Origin of the sequence: Paraburkholderia sp. GAS32 (genome assembly GCF_050434225.1) — a bacterium.
In the GTDB taxonomy this organism is placed as follows: Bacteria; Pseudomonadota; Gammaproteobacteria; order Burkholderiales; family Burkholderiaceae; genus Paraburkholderia; species Paraburkholderia madseniana.
Window position 1 is genome coordinate 1 of record NZ_JBNPVS010000078.1, and the last position, 24,195, is coordinate 24,195.

General features: G+C 57.9%; 22 protein-coding genes and 1 pseudogene. 17 read left to right on the forward strand and 6 right to left on the reverse strand.

The window, feature by feature from the left end; all coding sequences use genetic code 11:
* The first annotated feature begins 815 nt into the window (after window positions 1-815).
* The 5 genes from P3T25_RS46005 to P3T25_RS46025 all read left to right on the forward strand — a co-directional run bounded on the left by P3T25_RS46005 (window position 816) and on the right by P3T25_RS46025 (window position 4,407).
* Window positions 816-1,172, forward strand: coding sequence for a hypothetical protein (locus P3T25_RS46005; RefSeq protein WP_429364206.1), 357 nt, complete (start codon window positions 816-818; stop codon window positions 1,170-1,172).
* A 20-nt stretch (window positions 1,173-1,192) separates the two neighbouring features.
* Window positions 1,193-2,026, forward strand: coding sequence for a hypothetical protein (locus P3T25_RS46010; RefSeq protein ID WP_429364208.1), 834 nt, complete (start codon window positions 1,193-1,195; stop codon window positions 2,024-2,026).
* A 277-nt stretch (window positions 2,027-2,303) separates the two neighbouring features.
* Window positions 2,304-2,582: an HU family DNA-binding protein gene (locus P3T25_RS46015; RefSeq protein ID WP_429364210.1), complete on the forward strand. Its 279-nt coding sequence runs from the start codon at window positions 2,304-2,306 to the stop codon at window positions 2,580-2,582.
* Complete coding sequence (locus tag P3T25_RS46020; RefSeq protein WP_429364212.1) at window positions 2,579-3,736, forward strand: PDDEXK nuclease domain-containing protein; 1,158 nt, start codon at window positions 2,579-2,581, stop codon at window positions 3,734-3,736. Before P3T25_RS46015 ends, P3T25_RS46020 begins: the two co-directional genes overlap by 4 nt.
* Window positions 3,737-3,822: 86 nt before the next feature.
* Complete coding sequence (locus P3T25_RS46025) at window positions 3,823-4,407, forward strand: BPSL1445 family SYLF domain-containing lipoprotein (RefSeq protein WP_429364214.1); 585 nt, start codon at window positions 3,823-3,825, stop codon at window positions 4,405-4,407.
* Window positions 4,408-4,667: 260 nt separating this feature from the next.
* On the opposite strand, the gene P3T25_RS46030 is transcribed toward P3T25_RS46025, so the two are convergent.
* Window positions 4,668-5,339 carry a hypothetical protein gene (locus tag P3T25_RS46030; protein WP_429364216.1) on the reverse strand — a complete coding sequence of 224 codons (672 nt, stop codon included), beginning with the start codon at window positions 5,337-5,339 and terminating at the stop codon, window positions 4,668-4,670.
* A gap of 230 nt (window positions 5,340-5,569) precedes the next feature.
* Between P3T25_RS46030 and P3T25_RS46035 the strand changes: the two are divergent.
* Window positions 5,570-6,294: pseudogene (locus P3T25_RS46035) on the forward strand (IS5 family transposase); the annotation flags it as partial.
* 390 nt (window positions 6,295-6,684) lie between these two features.
* Here the strand turns inward: P3T25_RS46035 and P3T25_RS46040 are convergent.
* Window positions 6,685-7,329 carry a DUF1780 domain-containing protein gene (locus P3T25_RS46040; RefSeq protein ID WP_429364218.1) on the reverse strand — a complete coding sequence of 215 codons (645 nt, stop codon included), beginning with the start codon at window positions 7,327-7,329 and terminating at the stop codon, window positions 6,685-6,687.
* Window positions 7,330-7,587: 258 nt separating this feature from the next.
* Here P3T25_RS46040 and P3T25_RS46045 point away from each other — a divergent pair, with 258 nt between their 5' ends.
* Entirely contained in the window at window positions 7,588-9,930 is a 2,343-nt protein-coding gene (locus tag P3T25_RS46045) for a KAP family P-loop NTPase fold protein (RefSeq protein WP_429364220.1), read from the forward strand.
* A gap of 291 nt (window positions 9,931-10,221) precedes the next feature.
* A complete protein-coding gene (locus tag P3T25_RS46050; RefSeq protein ID WP_429364222.1) occupies window positions 10,222-10,758 on the forward strand; it encodes an MlrC C-terminal domain-containing protein in 537 nt (178 codons plus the stop codon).
* A gap of 145 nt (window positions 10,759-10,903) precedes the next feature.
* Here P3T25_RS46050 and P3T25_RS46055 read toward each other — a convergent pair whose 3' ends face one another.
* Together P3T25_RS46055 and P3T25_RS46060 are read right to left on the reverse strand one after the other, a co-directional pair.
* Window positions 10,904-11,788, reverse strand: a complete 885-nt coding sequence (locus tag P3T25_RS46055) for an NAD(P)-dependent oxidoreductase (RefSeq protein WP_429364224.1) — start codon at window positions 11,786-11,788, stop codon at window positions 10,904-10,906.
* 93 nt (window positions 11,789-11,881) lie between these two features.
* Window positions 11,882-12,973, reverse strand: coding sequence for a LysR family transcriptional regulator (locus P3T25_RS46060; RefSeq protein WP_429364226.1), 1,092 nt, complete (start codon window positions 12,971-12,973; stop codon window positions 11,882-11,884).
* Window positions 12,974-13,192: 219 nt separating this feature from the next.
* On the opposite strand from P3T25_RS46060, the gene P3T25_RS46065 reads away from it, so the two are divergent.
* From P3T25_RS46065 to P3T25_RS46085, 5 genes are all read left to right on the forward strand, one after another.
* Entirely contained in the window at window positions 13,193-14,335 is a 1,143-nt protein-coding gene (locus P3T25_RS46065; protein WP_429364229.1) for a branched-chain amino acid ABC transporter substrate-binding protein, read from the forward strand.
* A 96-nt stretch (window positions 14,336-14,431) separates the two neighbouring features.
* Window positions 14,432-15,610 carry a porin gene (locus tag P3T25_RS46070; RefSeq protein WP_429364231.1) on the forward strand — a complete coding sequence of 393 codons (1,179 nt, stop codon included), beginning with the start codon at window positions 14,432-14,434 and terminating at the stop codon, window positions 15,608-15,610.
* 204 nt (window positions 15,611-15,814) lie between these two features.
* Entirely contained in the window at window positions 15,815-16,102 is a 288-nt protein-coding gene (locus P3T25_RS46075; protein WP_429364233.1) for a DUF1330 domain-containing protein, read from the forward strand.
* An 81-nt stretch (window positions 16,103-16,183) separates the two neighbouring features.
* Window positions 16,184-17,560, forward strand: coding sequence for an aspartate aminotransferase family protein (locus tag P3T25_RS46080; RefSeq protein ID WP_429364235.1), 1,377 nt, complete (start codon window positions 16,184-16,186; stop codon window positions 17,558-17,560).
* The gene (locus tag P3T25_RS46085) at window positions 17,560-18,351 is read left to right on the forward strand and encodes a hydroxypyruvate isomerase family protein (RefSeq protein WP_429364237.1); all 792 of its coding nucleotides are present in this window, start codon (window positions 17,560-17,562) and stop codon (window positions 18,349-18,351) included. The genes P3T25_RS46080 and P3T25_RS46085 overlap by 1 nt, the downstream gene beginning before the upstream one ends.
* 2 nt (window positions 18,352-18,353) lie before the next feature.
* Here P3T25_RS46085 and P3T25_RS46090 read toward each other — a convergent pair whose 3' ends face one another.
* Window positions 18,354-19,247 carry a LysR family transcriptional regulator gene (locus P3T25_RS46090; protein ID WP_429364239.1) on the reverse strand — a complete coding sequence of 298 codons (894 nt, stop codon included), beginning with the start codon at window positions 19,245-19,247 and terminating at the stop codon, window positions 18,354-18,356.
* A 108-nt stretch (window positions 19,248-19,355) separates the two neighbouring features.
* Between P3T25_RS46090 and P3T25_RS46095 the strand changes: the two genes are divergently transcribed.
* The 4 genes from P3T25_RS46095 (at window position 19,356) to P3T25_RS46110 (ending at window position 23,598) form a co-directional block, all read left to right on the forward strand.
* Window positions 19,356-20,393, forward strand: a complete 1,038-nt coding sequence (locus tag P3T25_RS46095) for a Rieske 2Fe-2S domain-containing protein (protein ID WP_429364241.1) — start codon at window positions 19,356-19,358, stop codon at window positions 20,391-20,393.
* Window positions 20,394-20,407: 14 nt separating this feature from the next.
* Entirely contained in the window at window positions 20,408-21,367 is a 960-nt protein-coding gene (locus P3T25_RS46100; protein ID WP_429364243.1) for a PDR/VanB family oxidoreductase, read from the forward strand.
* Between the two features lie 170 nt (window positions 21,368-21,537).
* Complete coding sequence (locus P3T25_RS46105; RefSeq protein WP_429364245.1) at window positions 21,538-23,331, forward strand: IlvD/Edd family dehydratase; 1,794 nt, start codon at window positions 21,538-21,540, stop codon at window positions 23,329-23,331.
* Between the two features lie 30 nt (window positions 23,332-23,361).
* Window positions 23,362-23,598, forward strand: coding sequence for a hypothetical protein (locus P3T25_RS46110; protein ID WP_429364247.1), 237 nt, complete (start codon window positions 23,362-23,364; stop codon window positions 23,596-23,598).
* A gap of 233 nt (window positions 23,599-23,831) precedes the next feature.
* Here P3T25_RS46110 and P3T25_RS46115 read toward each other — a convergent pair.
* Window positions 23,832-24,195 (reverse strand): SDR family NAD(P)-dependent oxidoreductase (locus P3T25_RS46115; protein ID WP_429364249.1); only part of this gene is annotated, 364 nt, incomplete at its 5' end.

A 24,195-nucleotide genomic window follows, 5' to 3' on the forward strand; every position in this document is an offset into this window, starting at 1 on the left:
GTCATCGCCTTCAACGAATCGCTTCATGAGTCACCCGGTCTCAATGAGTTGATTCAGTTTAGGCGATGAGTGCGTTTTCACACAGGCTCGGCCGATCACTGCCTGATGGCGATCGGCAGCACGCGACCCCGTTGCAGACATTCGGTCTCCGGCTCGACAAACGAAAGCAGTCATCCCACATGCCGCTGCAGTGCTACCTAACCGCGGCCGAGAAACTTGGCGTTGTTGGCCTCTGTGAACAACCTCAACGTGGCAATCAACGTTGCCGCCTCGGCTCGGATGCCGGCCTGCGTCCATCCGACAGCAAATTCCTCTTCGCCCGGTTTATATGGATCACTATCGCAACTCGCGATGGCAACGAAACGACTTAGAACGAGTTGCGGCCAACGTTGAGTTAGCTCACCTATTTGCGTGTCGTCTCCCTTGTTCCATTCAACGATCTGATACCCCGAGCGACTGCCTGTTAGTCTCAAATCAGCCCCCTGCAAGGACAAGCGTAGCGATCGACGATCTTTCCACCGATGTCGACTGACCGCTCCCAAACGCACTCGGTCTTACTTTGACGTCGAATTTCAGTAGTCGACCCGAAGCGTACCTTGGGATTTATCGTCGCGGATGAAGTTCTGCCTGCAGAACCTTATGGGGGTAATGTTCAGTAGTTGAAAATAGAGTAATAAATACGATAGTAAAAATAACGCTGGCTATGGCAGAATCGGCGGGATCGGGAACCAGCGGGGGAGGGCGGATGGACCAGCAGGCGATGCGCAGCGATGGCGCTGGGGTGACGGCTGCGGCGACGGCAGGGCGGAGTGTCGATGGCTGACGCGTTCGAACTGGTCGCGCTGGGCCTGCCGGCCGACCTCGCGCCGGATGCACTGCCGGATGCCGTCAAACGCTTCGTGGCCGACTGCTGGCCCGGCATGAGCCGCGCGCAGCTGGGCGCACGCGCCCGCCGGCAGGCCCTTCAACCGTCCCTCAGAGCCGCAGTGGGCAACCCCGGCGCGACCGCGCCGGGTGACACCGGTCTTTTCAGCCTGACACTGCTGGCCGATGGTGCGCCCGTGCGACTCATCGCGCATCTGCGGCGCGTGAAGCCGCGGCGCCAGTCGGCGCGTCCCGTGAAGGCGTCGAAGCCACCCGCCCGCGATCCGCGGCAGGGCGATCTTTTCTGACGGACCCCGAGGAATTGACCATGGGCCGACCCCGTATTGAATGGAGCGACGCGCAGCTGCTCGCGATCATGAATGGCATCGCGGCGATCGACCGGGATTTCCCGCGCGACAACGCGCGCTTTCTGGATGGCCTGATCGCGGAGGTCCGGGCGATTACCGGCCGCGTGTTCGGTGCCACCACCTACAGCCGGCTGCTGCGCGATGTCGCGCCGCAGGTCGGTGTCCAGCGCCATCCGAGTGCCCCGACGGTCCAGCAGGCGATCCTGCGCGCGCAGGCCCTCGCCCCGCTGGCGCAGCCGGGCAGTGCGGAGAACCGCCCGGTCGATCTCGAGCTGATGCGACAGGCGCTGGCCCCGGTGGTGCGCGAGGCGCTCGCACCGCTATATGCCTCGCAGCGCGAGCGGGGGGACGGGCGTGCGGGCGGCGCCGCACCGGATCGAGGTGATGTGAACGCGATGGTGCAACAGCCGCTGCTGCAGGCGGCGCTGGAAGATGCCCATGCGCGGATCCGGCGGCTTGAGCAGGACAATGCGCAGTTGCACCGCGAACTCGGCGAAGCGCATGCGGCACGGGATCTGGCCGGCGAACACGTGAACCGGCTGCTCGGCGAGCTGCACGCGTCGATCGAACGCGCCGGCGTGGGCGCGACGGCCCTCGCGCAGACCGCCACGCAGCTGGCCGGCACCGAGCGGTTTCTCAAGATGCAGAACGATGCGGTGCGCCTGCAGGCGAGCGGGGAGGCGGACGCGCTGCGCGCGCAGAATGGCCAGCTGCGCGAGCGGATTGACCATCTGCTGCTGGAAGTCGACCAGTACCGGCGCACCCTGTCGACCCGGCCGACCGGGAGTCGCTGAGCGCGTGCTCCGGCGCCCATCGGGCCGGTGCGCAGGTTCCTGCCGGCAGCCCGCCGTTCGCGTCAAGGCCGATTCGTGATTACTCCAGTTATCAGATGTGGCGATTTTGCCGCATGCTGCTTTCCGGTCGTCGCCGGAGACCCGGGATCTTGCGGGCAAGGGCAGGGCACGGCGCCAGCGATGTGCTGACGCCCGCCGGCGTCAGATTTGCCCGGGTTTGCCTGAGAGCCGTGCGATGCGGTAGGGTGCGGGTTTCCTTCATCGAACAAGACTGTCCATGAACAAACAGGAACTCGTCGACGCCGTTGCGGCTCGCATCGGCGACAGCAAGGCCGCCACCGGAGAAGCCATTGATGCGGTGCTCAGGGCGATCATGCATGCGCTGACCGCTGGCGCCGCCGTGCAGCTGATCGGCTTCGGGTCGTTCTCGACGGGGCAGCGCGCCGCACGCACCGGACGCAATCCGTCGACGGGCGCCGAAATCCAGATTGCCGCGGCAAGGACGGTCAAGTTCACGGCCGGCAAGGCATTCAAGGATGCCGTCAACGCGTCATGACGAAGGTGGCGATCACGCCCGACGACTACGCCGGGTTGCACAAGGAGGTGGTCAGTGTCGTCGAGTCGGCGCGACGCACGGCGGCACGCAACGTCAATGCCGTGATGACCGCCGCCTATTGGGAGATCGGGCGGCGGATCGTCGCCCGTGAGCAGGGCGGGCAGGTGCGCGCGGGCTACGGACAGGCGCTGATCGCCCGGCTCGCCGAGGACCTGACGCGCCGTTTCGGACGCGGATTCGGCCGGGCCAATCTGGCCAGCATGCGCGCCTTTTATTTCGCCTGGCCGGCGGCGGAGATTTTCCAGACAGTGTCTGGAAAATCGGCAGCCCCGGAAAATGTCCAGACGCCGTCTGGAAAATCGCTGCCGACGAAAGACGTTGTCGACACCATGGCAACAGCGCCTGATTACATGGCGCTCGCCACCCGTTTTACGTTGCCGTGGTCCGCCTATGTGCGCCTGCTTGCTGTGAAGACGGCGGCCGCGCGCGCCTTCTATGAAACAGAGGCGTTGCGCGAAGGCTGGTCGGTGCGCCAGCTCGACCGCCAGATCGGTAGCCAGCTTTACGAGCGGCTGGCGCTGTCGCGCAACAAGGCGGCGCTGCTCAGAAAAGCCGCTGATGCCCAGCCGGGTGATCTCCTCACGCCAGAGGAGGCGATTCGCGACCCGTTCGTCCTCGAGTTTCTCGACATCAAGGACGAGTACTCGGAGTCGGATCTTGAGGAGGCGCTGATCCAGCATCTGGCGGATTTCCTGCTGGAACTCGGCGACGACTTCGCGTTCGTCGGCCGGCAGCGTCGCCTGAGAATCGACGACACGTGGTTCAGGGTCGATCTGGTGTTTTTCCATCGACGGTTGAGATGCCTGGTCATCATCGATCTCAAGGTCGGCCGCTTCAGCTATGTGGACGCCGGGCAGATGCATCTCTATCTGAACTACGCGCGCGAGCACTGGATGAAGCCTGGGGAGAATCCACCTGTCGGTCTGATCCTTTGCGCCGAAAAAGGTGCGGCCGAAGCACACTACGCGCTGGACAACCTGCCGAACAAGACTCTTGCGGCGGAATACCAGACGGTGTTGCCCGATGAGGCGATGATCGTGCAGGAGCTGGAGCGCACGACAGCGGAACTGGAGCGGCGTACCGGCGCTTCGTAAAGTCCGGTCCCGATGCCTGACCGATCCCGGTCATCTGGAGACGAGGCCGCGACCCGGTAACCCATGCAACCACGACGGAGGTAGCGATGAACAGAAGAGGTTTTGTGCGGACGGGCGCAATGCTAGTTGGCGCGGGTCTTACGCTCACGGTCTCCCTGGGGGCGGTCAGCGATGCCGTTGCCAACGAGTCCAACGATTCGAAGCGGCGGGCGATCGATGCAAAGATCCATGGGACCCTGTCGAAGCTATACGCGAACGTCAGGGGTTCCCGGGAATTGGTCGACAAGGCGAACGGTGTGCTCGTGTTCCCATCGGTGATCAAGGTTGGCTTCGTCGCCGGCGGCGAGTACGGCGAAGGCGCATTGCGCGTAGGCGGGAAATCCGTTGGCTACTACAGCACGGTATCCGGGTCATTTGGCCTGCAGGCGGGGGCTCAATCGAAGGCCGTTATCTTCCTGTTCATGACCCATGATGCGCTCAACAGCTTTCGCCGTTCCAAAGGCTGGTCGGTCGGCGGAGAAGGGTCCGTCGCGCTCTTGAAGGTCGGTGCGAACGGTGCGATCGATACGACAACGGCAACCGCACCAGTCAATGCGATCGTGCTGACCAATGCCGGTCTGATGGGAGATGTGTCGCTCTCGGGAACCAAGGTCTCGCGACTCAAAATTTGAGTGCGGCGGTGGCCGTGTTCGTTTTGCGAGGCTTCGAGCGGATTCGTGAGCCGAATGGCGGTTTGCGGGTGCACAGGCGATGCTTGAGCGTCGAGGTGACCGTAGATTCGATGCCCCTTTGTGGCCGCACTGAGCCGGATGACAACCGGCTCAGATCGACCCACTTCAGCCGTTGACGAGTTCCGCTGGAGAAAGGCTGCAATACGGTACAAATCGGCCATATCGCGGGGGTGGCTCTCCTCCACATGGACCGCACTTCGTTATGGTTTCGCTCCCACAAGGAGATATAGCTCGTTAGGTTGGAAATGCACGGAAGTTGTATTTTGGTTGCCGTTACTGATCGTGATCATTGTTGCTTTGATGCCGGCTCCGGCAAGTGCCGAGATAAGCGCATTTGTGAAGTCCGGAGGAAGCGTTGTGCCTTCGAAAGTGGCAATGGCAACGCCACGATTGGACATCGTCCAATCGCGCTGTCTAACCGGGTGCCACCTCCCGGCACCGAAAGCGCTATCTAAGTCATCCGCAAAATCTGAACCTTCCGGGTCAAATATTCTCGATACGATCCCGATAGGGAACGATCCCATTTTGGATAGAGCTTCTGCCAGTTTCTTTAGATTCTCCCCGCTAAGACGCCGTGGCTGTATTTGCGCTTCCAATGCCAAATTGGATGCTTTTAGTTCTTGCGCTTCTTTTTCAAAACCAGCCGCTCTTTCATTTGCCTGGGCGGCCTTTAGGTCAGCACTACCCGCTTTCTCGCCAGCTTCGATTCCTGCTTTTTTTGCATCGGCAACTTGGCCAGCAACAGTTGCCTTGTATCGTTCCAAATCGCGCTGTGCTGCAGCCGCTTCGCGTCTTGCTGACACAACTGCTCCGGTTGTTGCTCCCGCAACAAGCAGCGCAACAAAAGCTGCCAAAGCAAGAGACAGAAGCATTGCGCTGTTTCACCAATCGGACGAATGGCCGGATAGCAAAGAATTCTCCATATTGAGTGCCCCATGACGGTCGAACGGCATTGAAGTAAGTTGTAGTGGTCGACGAGGCACACCGAACCGCTACCTCGCGCAGACATAACCTTAGAGACGGTTTCAAAAAGACTTGAAGGGGCTGTTAACTTCATGGACATGCTGTTAACCTTGGTCGTCGTGACGACGGAGTCAAGGGGATGGGCAAGCCAATAATTGACGACGAATTGTGGAAGCGAATCGAACCCTTACTGCCACAGCCGAAAGCTCGGCGCGAGAAGTATCCAGGTCGAAAGCCGATACCCGATCGCGCCGCTTTGAACGGCATTTTGTATGTGTTGCGCACAGGGTTGCGTTGGCGCGATCTACCTGCCGAAATGGGTTGCGGCTCTGGCGTGAGCTGTTGGCGCCGCTTACGCGACTGGCAGAAAGCAGGCGTGTGGGATCGATTGCACGAACTACTGCTCGCCGAGCTACGCGCAGCTGGCCAAATCGACCTCTCACGCGTGATTCTCGATTCGTCTTCCGTTCGGGCTATCGGGGCGGGCCAAAAACCGGGCCGAACCCTGTAGATCGTGCGCGACCGGGTTCCAAACACCATGTTGCGACCGATGCAAATGGGTTGCCACTCTCGATCATCTTGACGGGTGCCAATCGACACGACGTCACACAATTGTTTCCCCTCATTGAAGCGATTCCACCCATCCGTGGTATCCGCGGTCGACCGTTGCGAAAGCCTCGAGTCGTCTATGCTGATCGCGGATACGACTCCGAAGCACACAGGCAGAAATTGCGTGATAGGGGTATCAAACCTGTTCTCGCGAAGCGCCGCACCGAGCATGGCAGCGGGCTTGGAAAATATAGATGGGTAGTCGAACGTACTCATGCCTGGTTCCATAATTTCCATCGTCTTCGAGTCCGCTACGAGCGCCTTGCCAGGATCCATGAAGCTTTCTTGAAGTTCGCCGCTTGCCTCATCTGTTGGAATACCCTCCAGCGATCTATGCAGGAGCCTTTTTGAAACCGTCTCTTAGCAATTTGGGGGCAATTTTGGCGACCAGTGGCACTAACCGTCCGTGGCCGAATTGAGCTCGACGACGACCGGCTCCGATCGACCGAGGGTGTGTGAAAACGCGAAATCACCCGGTTTTAGGGCGTCGCTTCACCCTTCCCGAGTCGTCACCAAGCCAACACAGCGCGATCTGAAGGTCGAGTTTTTCGATCGGCCCGCTTGACGTGGGTTTTCACACACCCTCGACCCACAGCGGCCCTCCGGAAAGAGGCCGTAAGCTTCGCCGTCCGCTAGGACACGATGTTAGATGGCATCTTTCTCGTTGCCGCGGGGTTTGAGGATTACGCGAGGCCCGCCGTTCCTGAGAAAATCTGGCGCACTATCTGCCGCCACTAGAATGACAGCCAACCGCCCCATCACTATCGACACTGAGCTGAATCCGAAGGCTTCCCATCTGCTCGGCAGGGGCAGCGGCGTTGCAACATAGCCGTAAACATCCTCCAGATTGACGTAAAAAAGTAAATCGAGATTTTTTCGGGTTGCGGGCGCGTACTTCTCTGAAAAGCGCTCCACCTCCTTTTCAACCAGGTCGCAAACCTCAGCATAGGTGATGTCACGAGGTGTCGCTTGCTCGAGAAGATCTTGTGGCACCGTAGCCGCTTTCGCCTTTTCAAGCGCGGCCTTGTAGTCGGCATGGCGGCGACGACCCTTATCGAGGATCTCCTTCACTTCGAAGTTTGCCGATCGAAAACATATATCAGGCGGCTCATCAGCAACAGGCAGAATTTCGGATTCCACAAACGTCACACCCAGATTTCCGAGAAATTCATTTACAACCCAACACTCTCGCTCAGGCTTATTCGCCGAGCTGAAGAAACGTACCGATTCTTCCCGGGCCTTCCGGACGGAAGCCAAGTACTCTTCGTCGGACATTTTGTCGTCGCTCATATACCGCTTAACTTTGTTATCTGGCAACATTTTCGCTGTTTATCGTCTTCGGCTAGGATGCACGAGCGTGGGAAATCTCTCAAGCATTGCCAGGAATATATCTATGTGCCGAAAAAATATCGCGAGTGGTCGTGGAGACAGAGGTGGTGGGAGATATTCGAGAATCGCTATCCTTATTGCTGAGCCGTCGCATCCCATCTCGACGCCAGCGCTCCGCCTCCTCGGTGAGACCGGCGCTCCCCTCGGATTCCCTGCGCGATGACCTGGCCGCTATTCCTTCTGTCGGCGTGGCGCGCCCGTCGTCGTGCGAAGCTCGGTGCGGCGGCCGCGAGGACCGAACGGCCAGACGGCGGGATTGGGGCAGAGGCGCCGATCCGGTCGGCGTCCGAGGACCGCCTGAGGAGGGCCGACTTCGCGAACCGCATAGCCAGCGTGCTTTCGGAGCTCAGCCTGCGCGAAGGCAGGGTGTTCGCAATCCGGGGTGGATGGGGTTTCGGCAAGTCGTCTCTTAAAAATCTAATCACCGAGAGACTCGACGCTAGGAGTGAAGGAGCGGACTGGCTTGACTTCAATCCTTGGCAGTGGGGCGACGGTGACGCGATCGCTCGGGCCCTCTTCGGCCAGATAGCGGATCGTCTCGGGGGCGAGCATTCGAAGGCAGCGCTTGCCCGCGCCGAAGCATTGCGACGATACGGCACGATCCTCACAGGGACCGGCACGCCGCTCAAGGAGGCTGGGAGTTCGAGCCATCTCATCTCGACGGTCCTGACGAACGCTTCGGTGGTCGCTGTCGCCTCGGCCATAGGCTTCAACCTCCCGACGGCAGCGAAGGTGGCGGCCGCTCTCGCCGTCCTCTCGGTCGGCACGCCCCTGCTGGGAGGCGTGCTGTCGCATCTCGGACGTGATCGTGGCGGCGAGCCACTCGACAAGGTACGCGAAGCACTGGAGTTTCGTCTTCGCGAACTCGATCGGCCGCTAGTTGTCTTCGTTGACGATATCGACCGGCTCGAGCCAGAGCAGATCCGGATGCTCCTCCGGCAGGTGAAGGCGAATGCCAACCTGCCCAACATCGTCTTTGTACTCCTGTTCCAGCCTAGCATCGTAGAGCGGGCACTCGACCCGGTTGCCGCCGACGACGGTCGCGCCTTCCTCGAAAAGATTGTGCAAGCCAGCTTCGACCTACCGGCGGTCCCAGTGTCGATCGTACATCGTACATTCGGGGAGGAGCTTTCCGAGCTGGCGGGACCCTACGCGACCGAGGCGAACGGGTTGACGCATACGCGCTGGGGTAACGCCTTCATTGGCTGCATCCAGCCCCTGCTACAAAACATGCGAGACGCGCGCCGACTGATCTCGTCCATCGCCGTGCACTTGCCGTTGCATGCGGCCGGCGACGTGTTCGAGGTGAACATCGTCGACTTCCTTCTTCTGGAGGCGTTCCGGGTCTTCGAACCAGATCTCCACGACGCGCTGTTCCGAGAGAGGGAGCTGGTTCTCCAAGAACGGCGTTTCCAAGGCAATGGCCGGCGGGAGGCAGACAGGGTCGCGGCCGAGGGGCTTCTCGAGACGGTGTCGGAGGAGCGCCGCTCTACCGTCCGGGACGCGCTCAAGGACCTCTTCCCGACTCTCGAATGGGCATTCGGAGGAACGAACTATGGGGATGGCTTCCATCTCAGGTGGCTGGCCGAAAAGCGGGTGTGCTCTCCGCGCTTCTTCCCGCGTTACTTCGAACTCCAGACGGCGGTCGGCGAAATGTCGGAGCGCCGCTTCGTCGAGTTCCTTGATGCGACGGCGACGGAGGATGGGTTAGCTGCCGCGATCGCCGACATCGAGGCGGACGGCCTACTGCCCTCTCTCGTTGCAAGATTCGACGAGTCCGTCGACCGCCTCCCGGTCGAGAACGCCGCTGTGCTGCTGCCCGGTATGTTCGGGATCGCCCAAAAGCTCGCAGGTCAGCGCGACGTTGACTTCTTCAATTCGCCTTGGCTTTCCGCCTGGCGAGCGACGAGCTGGTTCCTGAAACGAGTCCCAGAGGGAGTGCGCGGTGGTCTGGCACTTGAGGCGCTCCGCCAGACCAAGGCGTTGTCGATCGCTGCGATCCTGATCCATCTGAACGATCCAGCCGATCGGAAGGAGGGTGAGGACGGCGTGTTCGATCCGGCACTCGACCTCGACACCGTTGAGGCGATGAAGGCGGAATGGCTGCGGTTGATGAGAAGCCGCGCCGCGGACGATGACGCGCTGGTCACCGAGCCGGATCTCATGCCTATGCTCTACCGGTGGAGGGATTATGCGGGTTCATTGGACGAACCGCGCGCGTGGATGGTGGAGGCGATCCGAACCAACCAGGGCTTTGCAAGCATGGTCACACGCATGATGAGCCGGGGCACGAGCCACTCGTGGGGTGATCGGGTTTCAACGCCGCGCAACACATTCAACAGAGAGACAATCGACGACTTCATCGGCATCAACGTGGCAAAGGCCCGGTGCGACGCGATCGATCCCTCCGAATTCTCCGAGGACGAGGAGGCTCTACGAACGCTGCAACGCTCGCTCGAGAAGTGGCTTGGGCTAAAGGAGCGCGATCCATTCGATTTCTAACGGCTGGTCCCCGTCGAGGCGGAATCGAAGAGATAGGTTGTGTCATGCACCGTAAAGCGGTCGGAATTGTGGTCCCGTCGGCCAATCGATGTTGATATTCAATTGCCTCTCCACGGTGTCGAAGCGGTCATGGAGTTCACTAGCGGCCAGTGTCCGTACACGCCGACGACGGGGTGCACATCATCGGTCGAAGGACCGTTGGCGGGAGTGAAGCGGTCGGGCGGGTGTCCAAATGGCGGCCGCGACGAATGACTCTTCCGGGCCGGCTGCTGCCGCACAGCCGGGCAGCTGATGCACCCTGCCTGCGCGAACGGCTCGTGGTCGAACGTCGAAATTCGGTACGTGAACTGCCACCCGCTTCGTGAGGCCGGCGACAAATTTACTTCGCGTGGTCCGAACGCTTGTCCAGCAAGGCTGGACCATTACGCGAACGCCACCTCGTCGCGAGTTCACAGAATTACTGTCGCTACGGTGACAAATTTAATGCGGTCTACGGATCGACAATATCTGCGCAAAGGTCTGTTCATGACGGGCATGTATGGTCAGTTTGGTTTGGGTTGCGTGCTTCGGGTTGGCGAGGTGCGCGTGGTGATCGTAAGCGAGCGTGTGCAGAAGGAGGATCGTGAACAATTCCGCATCTTCGGCATTGAGCCCGAGGCCGTCAATGTACATGTGTGCAAGGGAATTAACCACTTTCGGGCAGACTTTGAGGTGATCGGTCGAGAACTTGTTTTTGCTGACGCGGGCGGAATTGTTGCAACGGATCTTCGGACATTACCCTATGCAAAGGTCCGGCGCCCCATTTGGCCTTTGGATGAAATCAGCTAATGTGCCAATTTGAATCCGGTTGGTGTCGCAAGCGGGTCCTTCAGACGTGACGCCATATGTGCGCCACCGTTCACGAACTGCTGCTCGCGAATGATCGCTTTTGGGCTGTCCTTGGGATTTTCGGGGCGCAACGCGTGCTGATCCTTCACCTTGTTGCAAGAGCGTCGGAAAACGCGTGAATGATTTTAGACAGATCTTCGCTACCCAAGCCGCGGGCGACAGCAACCCGGAAGCGCTGCTGAACAGCGGAAAGCACCGGCATCGGCGTTCCTGTGGCTTGCGCCGCGTAACCGATGTTGTCGATGTCTTTGAGCATAGTGCTGATTGCCCCAATGTCTGATGAAACCGCGCCTGTCATGCGCGGAACGAACGTTTGCAACAAGACTGAATCGGCCCATCCGCCGGCCAGTGCCGATCGTAGGATCGTGGCATCTATTTCGTTGTCCCACGCTAGAGAAATCGCTTCGGCGATCGCACTGAGGGTCGCAACGACGATAGTCTGATTGCATAGCTTCGCGACCTGGCCGGCACCCACTGAGCCGATCTGTACGACATTGCTGGCGTACGCACGCATGAACGGACGTACCGATTCGATATCCTCTGTATTTCCTCCCGCCATTACCGTCAGTGTTCCGGCAGTAGCGCCAGCCGCACCGCCAGAAACGGGAGCGTCGATCCAGCTTGCCTCACATGCCTCGCTGAGGCGTTGCGCGAATTCCCGGGTTGCAACAGGCGATATGCTTGAGTGGTCGACTACGAGCCGTAGAGCATCACCCCCATGGAGTCCCTCGTCACCGAAGACAATCTTTTCGACTGCCGACTGGTCCGTGAGGCAGGTGAACACAATCGCACATTGCATTGCCATCGCGCGAGGCGACGCAGCCAGGATCGCTCCCTCGTCCAGCAGCGGGCGTACTTTTTCCGGTGTCCGGTTCCACACCTGAACACGATGTCCGGCCTGTAGCAAGCGTCTTGCTACAGGCGTGCCCATCAAGCCAAGTCCACAAAACCCAAGATAAGGAATGCTCATTTGTTCTCCTGATGCGCCACATAAGCGCCGCCCGAGCTTGAACTCGATTACGGATAAGGAGGCGAATATATCAGGCTGCGGAGCGATTCTGGTTCATAACAATGATGAAGGATATTCATTGTCCGTTATGGAAGGGGAGAACTTTGACCGATCTGTTGCCTCCTCGCGCACGCAGTCTGCAATGACTAGTGCTGCAGGGTTTTCGAGGTCAGCGCGCCGGCACATGATGACTTCGCCGAGTTGCTCCAGCGGTGGAGTCGGGAGCAAACAGATGCGTCCGTGAGCCACATGCTCCCGCGCGTACGACAAAGGCAAAATCGATACAAACGATCCGCGAGCCAGCAGTTCAATATTGAGCAGCACGGAACTGGATTCTACCCAAGCGTCATTGATATCTACACCATGATCCTCCATCAATCGCGCAAGCGCGATATATGACGGAGATTGTTTGAGTGGCACGAGCCAGGGGAAATTGTGCAACTCCGCAAGCGTGACGGAGCTGGACCTCGCCAGAGGATGGGATACGCCGACCACAAATACAAATGGCTCGCGATAAAGCGATTCCTGGACGACCTCGGGGTCGTCCTTGACCTTCGTCCTGCCGAGAACCACGTCTACCCTGCCTTCCAGCAGCATCGTATGCAATGCGTCCAGAGGCCCCTCAATGAAAGTCAGCGTGGCGGCTGGCGCCCTAGACAGGAAACTCATCACGACATTCGAGACGAGCGCTTGGGGAACCGCTGTCACCGCGCCCAAAACCACGTGGCCAGCGGTGCCGCTTACTAGCGCGGTGACGTCCTTACGCGCGAGATCGACCTGTCGAAGTATCTCCCGACCACGCCGGGCCAGTGCCTTGCCGACATCAGTCAACTGCACAGTGTTTCCCACCCGCAGGGTCAGCGATGCCTCCATGGCCTGTTCGATTTCCGCTAGTTGTTTCGACACCGCCGGCTGGGTGACATGAAACGCCGCGGCAACCCGTGTGACCTGTTTCAGGTCCGATAGCGCCACCAGCATGCGCAGGTGCGACAACTTCAGATTGCTGGAGAAGAAACGCTCGATTGGCGACAGCATGACCGGTTCGACATTACCAAAAGGTAATGAGGCCTGTAAAAACAGTGATTTGTCAACAAAAAATTGCCCAAATAGGCTTCTAGTGTTCGGCGCAATCGATGAGACAAGCATGATCGGTGGGTTCGGGGGAGAGGGGGCGTCACCGGCTAGCCAATTGACCCCGGCAAGACTCCGCTTGACGACCACGAAGCGAAAGGACGGGCAAGTACTTAGTCATCCATATTGATTTTGCCAGTTTTCGTTGATCTTGTCGATAGCCCGATCTATTCCGAGGTTACGCCGTGTTCGTTAGCTATCGGTGATACCGAAAACCATATCAGGAGGGGATTCATGAAGGTCTATGTTATGCAGGCTGGTGCATTGATTGCATTGGCGTTCACTTGTCATAGTGTGTTTGCAGGCGATGAACTGGAAGTAGTCAAGATCGGCAGCGCAGCCCCGACAGCAGGCGCGATCGCAAGCTTAGGAAAGGAGAATGAAAATGGCGCGCGGCTCGCTGTCGAGGACGTGAATCGGCAAGGTCTTGTGATCGGCGGCCGCAAGATTCGCCTTGTACTGGACGCAATGGACGACGCAGCCGATCCTCGGCAAGGCACTCAGATCGCACAGAAACTGGTCGACGATGGAGTGATCGCTGTGGTCGGGCATTTGAACTCGGGAGTCTCGATCGCGGCGTCGCGGATTTATCACGACGCACAGATTCTACAGATTTCGCCTGATTCCACTAACCCCGCTTTCACACAACAGGGCTTTAACACGACCTATCGTCTGGTCGCGACGGACTCGGAACAGGCGCCTGTGCTCGCGCACTACGCATTAAATACGCTGCGGGCGAAAAAGGTGGCTGTAGTAGACGACAGTACGGCCTATGGCCAAGGTCTGGCGGACCAGTTTGCCGCGACAACCAAGGCGGGGGGAGCAACGATTGTCGCGCGAGAAGCCACCAACGACAAGGCGATCGATTTCAAAGGACTTATTACCCGACTCAAGGCCGAGAATCCAGATGCAGTCTTTTATGGGGGCATGGATGCGACCGCAGGTCCATTCCTGAAGCAGGCAAAAGGGTTGAATCTCAAGGCGAAGTTCCTCGGTGGGGATGGGACCTGCTCGGATGAGATAGCCAATCTTGCTGGCGTGGCCGTGGACAACCTTATTTGCACGGTTGCGGGGCTTCCCTTGTCGCGCATAAAAACGGGTGACGCCTTCGAGAAAGCGTACGAACAGCGCTTTGGCATGCCTGTGCAGATCTACGCGCCTTATTCCTATGATGCCGTTATGGTGATCGTCGACGCGATGAAGCGGACCGGGAGTACCGATCCGAAGAAGATTCTCGCCGCAGTTCCGTCAACTGACTACCAGGGGTTGATTGGCAGAATCCAGTTCGACTCGAAAGGCGATGTAAAGAATCCAAACCTTTCGCTGTATGGCTATAAGAACGGCAAGAAGACGCTCATTACCACGATGGTGCCTTAAACCGTACCGCGCTGAATGCGGTATGCGTTCTATCGCCCGTCGAGTGGGTAAGACGACAACGACATAAGTCAATGATTGACGACTCAGGAGATTCCAATGAAAAAGAAGACCATCGTGCTGGCCGTATCGGTTGCCTCCGCCGTGTGTGTGGCTCCGGTTTCCGCTCAGAGTAACGTGACGTTATACGGTGTGATTGACGAGGGATTCAACTATACGAACGACGCCGGCGGTAAAAGCGTCTACGAACTGCAGAGCGGTTATGCGCAAGGGAGTCGCTGGGGTCTGAAAGGCACGGAAGATCTTGGCGATGGTCTCAAAGCAGTGTTTCAACTGGAAAATGGCTTTAACGTCAATAACGGAAAACTGGGTCAGGGTGGTTTGCTGTTTGGGCGGCAAGCCTATATGGGGCTGACGGACGCGAGACTCGGTTCACTGACGTTCGGACGTCAATACGATTCAGTGGTCGATTACCTGGGACAGCTTACGGCAAACGGAAACTGGGCGGGATATCTTTTTTCACATCCGTTCGACAACGACAACACCGATAATACATTCCGGGTCAATAATACCGTCAAATACACTAGCTCCAACCTTGCAGGCGTCCAGTTCGGTGGTACCTATAGCTTCAGCAACGATCCGAATTTCGCAAATAATCGACAGTACAGCGTGGGCGCGCAGTACGCAAACGGGGGCTTGCTGGCCGCAGCGGCCTACCTTCAGGCAAACAATCCTTCTGCTACTTCGGGCGGCGCTATCAACAACGGCGGCGACGAGAATTTCGTTGCTCAGCGACTGCGCGTTTTTGGCGTTGGATTCACCTATACGTTTGGCGCAGCAACCGCGGGTTTCGTCTATACCAACACGAATGTCACGCATCCGGTAAGCGACGGATATCTGAGTTTGTCCGAATCGATCCAGCCGACGACTGGGGCATTAGCGGGAGGAACGCTGAACGCGCTGAAATTTCAGAATTTCGAGCTGAACGGTAAGTATCAGGTCACGCCTGAGTTCTTTCTCGGCGCCCAGTATGTCTACACAGTCGCGAACTATGAAGCTACCACGGGCAGCGTGAAACCAAAAATTCACAGCGTCGGACTGATGGCGGATTACAACCTCTCGAAGCGCACTGACGCCTACGTGCAAGGCGTCTTTCAAAAAATCGCTGGCGCACAGACCGGCTCGTCTCTAGACCAGGCATATATTCCGGGTGCCGACGACTTGTCATCCTCATCGCACCAGGCAGTCGTGCGTGTGGGTCTACGTCATTTGTTCTAGGCACAATTTCGACTCATAGCAGAGAACGTCATATCGAAGGTCGCGGCGGTCTCTGCCATTACATGACCACGAGGTAATGTGACAGTGGGAATTAGTGATTTGCGCGCATTTGTCAGGCCGTTTAACCTTAACCGCGTCGCATTGCTTTTGGAACTTCTGCGCGTCATCAACGACATTGAGTGCTAGTGAGGACGGGTGAACACGATGAGCAAGGGTTACATCATTGCGCTGATCACAGTACGAGACAGCAATCGTTATGCAGGGTATCTACGACTGGCGACAGAAGCAATTGAGGCATTGGGCGGAAACGTGCTTGTACGCGGCGGGAAATGTCAAGCGCTCGAAGGGGAGTTGCCTTCCCGAACGGTTGTCATTGAGTTCTCCGATTTCGAAACAGCACGTGCTTTTTACCATTCCGCCGAGTACACGAAGGCGCGCCGCTCGCGTGAGGATGCGGCCGACGTCGATATCCTTGTCGTGGAAGGGATCTAGTTTCGCGACGAAGGCTACCGGCAGGCTCTTCGGGTATGTCACTCCAGTCATGCACTTAGTACGATTTTCATAGGAATTTAAATGAGTGAACGAAGCAGTCAACAGGCACCTGACAGCGATCCAGTACAGGGGACCACTGGATCGGGGGTGCTATTCGAGCGGGCGAGGGCAGTGATGCCTTCGGGCTACACCCGAAACATGCTGGTGACGAAGCCTTATCCCCACTACGCCGTTCACGCCGACGGCTGTTTGATTACAGATGCCGATGGTCGCACGCGTATTGACTGGGTGAATAATTTTGCGTCGCTGATTCATGGCCATAACAAGCGGGAGGTCGTCGATACCATTGCTGCGCAAGCAAGCCGCCTGCTATCCGCCACGATGCCGACAGAATGGGAAATCCTGCTTGCAGAGTTACTGGTTGAGCGGATCGCATCGGTAGAACAGGTGCGGTTTATGAATTCCGGCACCGAAGCGAACCTGATGGCCATCAAAGCGGCACGCGCATATTCGGGGCGCTCGAAGGTAGCGAAGCTTGAAGGCGGCTACCACGGGCAATATGATCTTTTGGAAGCCAGCTATCTACCGACACCCGCGCAGTGGGGCGAGCGCGAAAACCCAAGTGTAATTGCGCACAACTTGGGCACGCCGCAATCGCTGCTGGACGAACTCGTGCTGTTCCCGCTCAACGATATTGCACAAATGCAGGCGACTCTTGAACGGCACGCGTCCGAGGTTGGCGCGGTGATCATCGATCCCGTCGGCTTGTCGCTTGGAACTGGCGTGTACGCTCGGCCGGAGTTCATCGAAGCGCTCCGCGAAACTACGGCGAAGTTGAAGATAGTGCTGATCTTCGACGAAGTATGGTCATTACGTGGTGGGTATCGTGGAACGCAAGGTGAGCTTGGCATTCAGCCGGATCTGACTACGATGGGGAAGATGATCGGAGGTGGTCTGCCGATCGGCGCGGTCGGCGGCTCTTCAGAAGTGATGTCCGTATTTTCGGTCGAAAACGGCGAACCGGCGGTCAAGCATTCGGGCACGTTTACCGGCAATCCGATGTCAATGGCGGCAGGCTTTGTCGCGATGTCGTTGATGACACCGGATGCCTTCAATGCGCTCGCCGCTCAGGGTGAACGCCTCGAAGAAGGATTATCACGCGCGCTATATGACACACGCACCGAGGGACATGTGGTCAACCGTGGTTCGATGACCAATCTGCTCTTCACCCCACACACGCCGGTCGATTATCGTGAACTATACACACAGCAGACCCCAGAGCGTGCATCGTTGGCGCGGCGTATGCAGAAATTAGCGGCGGCCGAAGGATTGCATGTGCTGCGTAATATGTTCGTCGGCTCGACAGCAATTTCGGTTGCGCACGTTGACCAAACCATCGACGCGGTCACCCGCGCTCTGGTGCGGGCTAAGCGCGGCGAGGACGGCGAGGGTGCCTGATGATTCGCCTCGCGGCCAATCTGGGAATGTTGTGGCCACAATTGCCACTGTTCAAGCGCATGGAGGCGGCTGCGCGCGCGGGCTTCCGCGCGGTGGAAATGCACTTTCCTTACGAGGTGCCGCCGCAAGTGATCCGGGCCGCTTCGCAGGAGTTGGATCTGGTGCTGTTGGGCATAAATAGTCCGCCCGGTGAGATTGCGCGCGGTGAGTTGGGTCTTGCAGCGCTGCCGGGCCGGGAGTCGGCATTCAAGGACGGTGTTGGAAGCGCGCTAGACTATGCTGCGGTCGCTGGCGCACGGGCGCTGCACGTGATGGCCGGGAATGTGTCTCAGTGGTCACGAGCGTCGTGCAGCGACGTATTCACGCGAAACTTGTGTTGGGCTGCCGATCAGGCGCTGACCTTCGGCATTACTCTGTTGCTCGAACCGCTAAACGAGGCGAATCACCCAGACTACTTTTATCACACGATCGAAGAAGCCGCAGTCGCGTTGCGCTACATTGCCCGCCCTAACGTCAAGCTGCAGTTCGATACGTATCACGTTGGGATGCAGGGTGGCGACACGGTTGGCGCACTGCACCGGCATTGGCCTCTGATCGGGCACGTACAGATTGCCTCAGTGCCGGATCGAGGTGAACCGAAGTGTAGTGACAGCGACATAGTCGAGGTCATGCACGCGGTCGATAGTCTCGGCTACAACGGCTGGATTGGTTGCGAGTACCGGCCGCGTGACGATACGGACGCGGGACTTGGCTGGATAGCACAATTGAGCTTGAGTACAAGCTCCCAGTGACATTAGCGGAGGTCGGGATAGTGCTTCATCATCCCAAAGAGCGCTTCTCTCATCCAACGATGAGCGGGATCCTTGTGCGAGCGGGGATGCCATACCGTTTGCAATCGATATGGTTTGACCTGTTCCGGTAGATCAAGTTGTTGGACCATTGCCGCCGCGGTGATATCCTGGCTGAGCCGGGTGGGGACCGTGGCGATCAACTCTGTCCCCTGTAGTAACCACGGCACGGCAAGAAAGCCGCCGATGGTCACTGCAACCTTCCTGGCGATCCCAAGCGGCAAAAGCGCCTGCTCCTGAAGGTGCAGATCGGATCCGGAAGTCACGACAATGTGCTGCTCACGGGCAAACTCTGACCAGGACAGCTGCGACTTGACTCGCGGATGAGAGGTCGACGCCAGTACGACGTAGCCGTGCATAAACATCGTCTGGCTATAGAAGCTCACGTGTGCCTCTGGCATGTGTCCAATCGCAAGCTCGACGGTCCCGCGTTCAAGTGCATCCACCATCGCTTCGTTGCTCATTTGCTGGGTTCTGATTGTGCAACCTGGAGCGTGAGCGCGTAAATGACGTATCAGTGGCGGAAGGAACACGACCTCGGCCAGATCACCCATAGCCAATGAGAATTCCCGCCGGGCAGTCAACGCATCGAATTGCGAGACTGCGAGCACCTTTTCGGCGAACGTTTCCATAATCTGCTGCACGGGCTCGTACAACTGTTGAGCCCGTACAGTCGGAGTCATTTTTTGTCCTGAGCGCACGAAAAGTTCGTCGCCGAACGCCTCCCGCAGTTTGCGCAGAGCATGGCTGACCGCCGATTGTGTCAATCCAAGCTTTTGTGCCGCCGCACTTGCGCTTTTCTCCAGGTACACCACGTGGAAGACGCGTAGCAGATTCATGTCCATCGAGGAGGAATGAGCGGGATTCATAACGGGTATGTGCCAGATGATGTTGCGGAGTGAGCTAAGAAATCTTCCAATACACCAACATAAACGGAGACAAGCATCATGTTCGTGAAAAACTGTTGGTACGTGGCTGCCTGGGACAAAGAAGTTGGCGACGAAGGATTCCTGACTAGGACAATCATAAATGTACCTCTCGTTTTTTGGCGCGATAGGGAAAGAAAAGTTGTAGCGCTGGAAGATCGCTGCTGCCATCGCGGGGCGAAACTTTCGATGGGGCGTGTCGAAAATGAAGGCGATTGCATTCGCTGCATGTACCACGGTCTTGTCTTCGATCGCGACGGAAAATGCGTGAGTGCACCCGCGCAGGATCGCCTGCCGCCGCAGGCCAAGGTCAGGAGTTTTCCTGTAGTGGAAACCCATCGGTGGCTTTGGATATGGATGGGGGATCCCACGCTAGCCGATCCAGCGTTGATTCCCGACACCCAGTGGCTCGACCACTCCGATTGGCGATCACTTGATGGCTATCTTCACTATGACGTCAACTATCTACTGATCGCGGACAATTTGCTGGACTTCTCTCACCTGCCATTCCTGCATCCGACGACTGTCGGCGGGTCGGCGGACTACGCATCCGTTTTACCCAAGGTCGAGCGCAGCGAGCACGGAGTTCGGCTGACGAAGTGGGTTGAAAATACGCAGCCGCCCGCCTATTCGGCGAAGTACTCTGACTATCCAAAGGACACGTTGGTGGACAGATGGATGTACTACGATTTCATCGCGCCCGGTGTTCTGTTGATGGATTCCGGGATGATGCCGGCCGGTACCGGTGGGCACGATCAACATCGGGAACGTGCATTGGCGTTCCGCGGTTGTCAGGCGCTAACGCCCGAGACGGAATCCTCGACACATTACTTTTTCGCGCATCCGCATAACTTCTTGATCGACCGCCCAGAGGTCACCGAAGAGATTCATGCGGGGATTGTCCGCGCGTTCGAAGAGGATCGGCTCATGATCACCTCCCAGCAGTTGAACATCGGACTGGATCCGTCGTTCAAGATGGTGCCGCTTAGTGTGGATGCCGCGCTGTCGCAATTCCGGTGGGTCATTGACCAGCTTCTGAAGAAGGAGCAACGGTTGTGATTCCCGCAGAGCCAATGTTGCTTGTTGTAGCAGCCATTCGCGCAGAGGCGCTTGACGTCGTGTCGGTTGAGCTTCGGCATCCGCAAGGTAAGCTCCTGCCGGCATTCTCACCCGGTGCGCATCTGGAAATGACGCTACCCGCCGGTGCAGAGAACGGTGTCGAACTGATCAGACATTATTCGCTGTGCGGCAGTTCCAGTGACGAATCCCGTTATGTCATCGCCGTCAGCCGTGCCGAAAATGGCCGTGGGGGCTCTAGATCTGTGCACGAGCGCGTTCGTGTAGGTTCGCTCCTTTCGGTTCGCGGACCACGCAATCAGTTTCCTTTGGAGGCTTCGGCTCTTCACTACCACTTCATTGCGGGCGGAATCGGCATAACCCCGATACTTTCTATGATCGACTGGTGTGAGCGGCAGGGCAAAGACTGGTCATTGCTCTATTGTGCCCGTAGTCGCTTGCGCGCCGCATTTTACGAAGTACTAAAGCACTACGGCACGCGAGTGAGTTTTCATTTCGACGATGAAGCGAGAGGTCTTCCTGATTTGGCTAACGCGCTTAAGCCAGTGGCGAACGACGAGCACGTCTATTGTTGCGGACCGGGCCCACTGATGTCCGCAGTGGAGGTGGCTGGTGCGCAGCGTCCGCCCGGCACGGTGCACTTTGAATGGTTTGGCGGGAAGGGTGATTCGTTACCGCAAACCACTGGCGACGCGTTCGACGTGGTAGTGCGTTCGACCGGCAGTCGCTTTCGAGTCGAAGCAGGAAAGAGCATTCTGGAGGTCCTTGAGGAAAATGGAGTCGCGGTCCCCTTTTCGTGCCGGGAGGGGCTTTGCCGAACCTGCGAGACGGGCCTCTGCGAAGGACTGGCAGATCACCGGGACTTTGTGCTGTCAAACGACGAGCGCAACGCTCAGAGATCAATCGTGGTGTGTGTATCGAGATCGTTTAGCCCGTTGTTGGTCTTAGACATTTAATGAACGATGTGGCAATGGGCTGAAGCTCGCGCTCTCAGTTTTCTTCTGGGAACGGTGCATGACATTTCGTAATGCTCCCACGAAAGAAATTCATTCGACCGGATGTAATCGTTTCGCTAAGCTCTCCAAATGACAAGGGTACACGCGATCTTCTAAAGGTTATTGACACCATGAAAAACAGCAAGTCCGACAAGAAGCGCTTGCGGTCCAGGGCGTGGTTTAACAACGACCTGAATCCGACGATGACGGCGTTGTATCTCGAACGTTTTATGAACTACGGATTGACTCTGGAGGAACTGAAGGATGGCGACAGACCCGTGATCGGCATCGCTCAAACCGGGAGCGATCTCGCACCGTGCAATCGTCACCACCTCGAACTTGCACAGCGGGTCCGTGACGGCATTCGTGACGCGGGCGGTATTCCGATCGAATTTCCCGTTCATCCCATCCAGGAGACGGTCAAGAGGCCCACTGCGTCGCTGGATCGAAATCTGACCTATCTGGCGCTCGTCGAGGCGCTGTACGGCTATCCATTCGATGGCGTGGTGCTGACGACTGGATGCGACAAAACCACGCCGGCCATGCTCATGGGGGCTGCTACTGTCGATATTCCAGCTATCGTGCTTTCCGGCGGTCCGATGCTTAACGGCTATCACAATGGTGAGCGTGCGGGCTCGGGCACGATTATCTGGCATGCTCGCAGCGAACTGGCCGCGGGGCGCATGTCATATGAACAATTTTTGGACTGCGTTGCTAATTCGGCGCCGTCAATTGGTCATTGCAATTCGATGGGTACGGCGTTGTCCATGAACAGTCTTGCGGAAGTGCTAGGAATGTCACTGCCCGGCTGCGCGTCGATCCCCGCGCCCTATCGTGAGCGCGGTCAGATGGCATATCGGACCGGGAAGCAGATCGTCCGCTTGGTACACGATGACGTGCGTCCTTCGGATATCCTCTCCCGCGAGGCGTTCGAGAACGCCATTGTGGTTGCAAGCGCGATAGGCGCATCCAGCAACTGTCCCCCGCATATCAATGCTATTGCACGCCATATCGGCGTGGAATTGGATATCAGGGATTGGGACCGGATTGGCTATCAGATTCCATTGTTGGTCAATTGCATGCCAGCCGGAAAATATTTGGGCGAGGAATTCCATCGTGCAGGCGGCTTGGCGGCGGTTGTTGCCGAACTCCTCAAACGCAATAAGCTCCACCCGGATACGATGACGGTTGCTGGGGCGAGCCTGCGCGATTGCTACCGCGGCCTGCCAATTCAGGATTTTGAGGTCATCCGGCCGTATGACGAGCCGTTGTTGGAAGAGGGCGGATTTGCGGTGCTCGCCGGTAATCTGTTTGAATCGGCGATTATGAAGACCTCGGTGATTTCAACGGAATTTCGGCGGCGATATTTGGAGGACCCACGCGACCCCGGCGCTTTCGAAGGCCGCGCAGTGGTTTTCGAGGGGCCCGAGGACTACCACGACCGCATCAATGATCCTTCGTTGGGAATTGATGAGTCGAGCATTCTTTTTATCCGTGGCGTTGGCCCGGTCGGCTATCCTGGGGCGGCTGAGGTCGTCAACATGATTCCGCCGAGCGAACTGATCAAACGGGGGGTGGCATTGTTGCCTTGTGTGGGTGACGGCCGGCAGTCGGGCACTTCTGGGAGCCCTTCAATCTTGAATGCGTCGCCCGAGGCGGTCGTTGGAGGGGGCATGGCACTGCTCGAAACGGGCGATCGTGTCAGATTCAACATAGGACGTCGTCGTGCTGACATGCTGGTTTCCAAAGATGAACTTGAACGGCGACGCAAAGCGTGGATACCCCCTTCACTTGTCAACCAGACCCCATGGCAGGAACTGCACCGCCGCTACGTTGGGCAGTTGCAGGATGGCGCATGTCTGGACTTTGCGGTGAGGTATCAACGGATTGCGGAAACGTTCGGAGTTCCGCGCGACAACCATTGAACGGAATGCAATGCGCGCTCCTCGAGCACCTTGCGCCAGGCGAGCACATGCGCGCGTAACAATGCGGAATTCATGCGGCTGCCGGTTTCCGGCGAAGCCCATGAAGTCCTGCAGGTCAGTCTGGTACGCCCGTCGCGTGCGCGGATTGTCGAGATTGGCAAACCACTCGGCTTCGGCCGGCACCGTGGCGAGCCGGTGGAATTCGGCAGCCGTCAGCGGCCGGTCCAGCCGGTCGGCGATCGCGCGGCCGGTATCGGGGGGGCATAAGAGACCTGACTTAGTGTCAAATTGAAAACAGGTCGATTCTTTTTGTCAGGCTGGATTCTTGTGGTGTTGCCGGGCGGTCTTCGAATAAACGCTGGGTAAGCTCAATCAACTTTGTAAACACAGCCGGTCTGCGCCCCCAAGATAGAGCGTTGGTAGGCTTGTCCAACTTTCCATCCTTCGACCGGAATTATGCCGGGAAAGAACGGACCAAAACGAGCTTCGGATACTTCGAATTAATTCTGTGTTCTGAGCATACGATCGACCGATCGGCTCATTTGTTTCAAAATAAATCCAGGCGCCACGCGACTCATCATCTTGAGCTGATTCGCCTGACCTGGACGAATTTCAAATCGATTGGTTTGCATTCCTTTGACGGCGACTTGAACCATGTCTTCCACCTTCATGACAGAAGCGCCCTTCAAGTCTTCAACATCAAAGTCACCCAAGAGTTCGGTGTGTGTCGCAGGCGGTGCTAGATCAAATACCTTCACTTTGGTGTTTTTCAGTTGCACACGAAGAGACTCGGTGAACGAATGCAGACCGGCCTTGGTGGCGCAATAAACCGGTGAAATGGGCAATGCAACAAATGCCAAACTC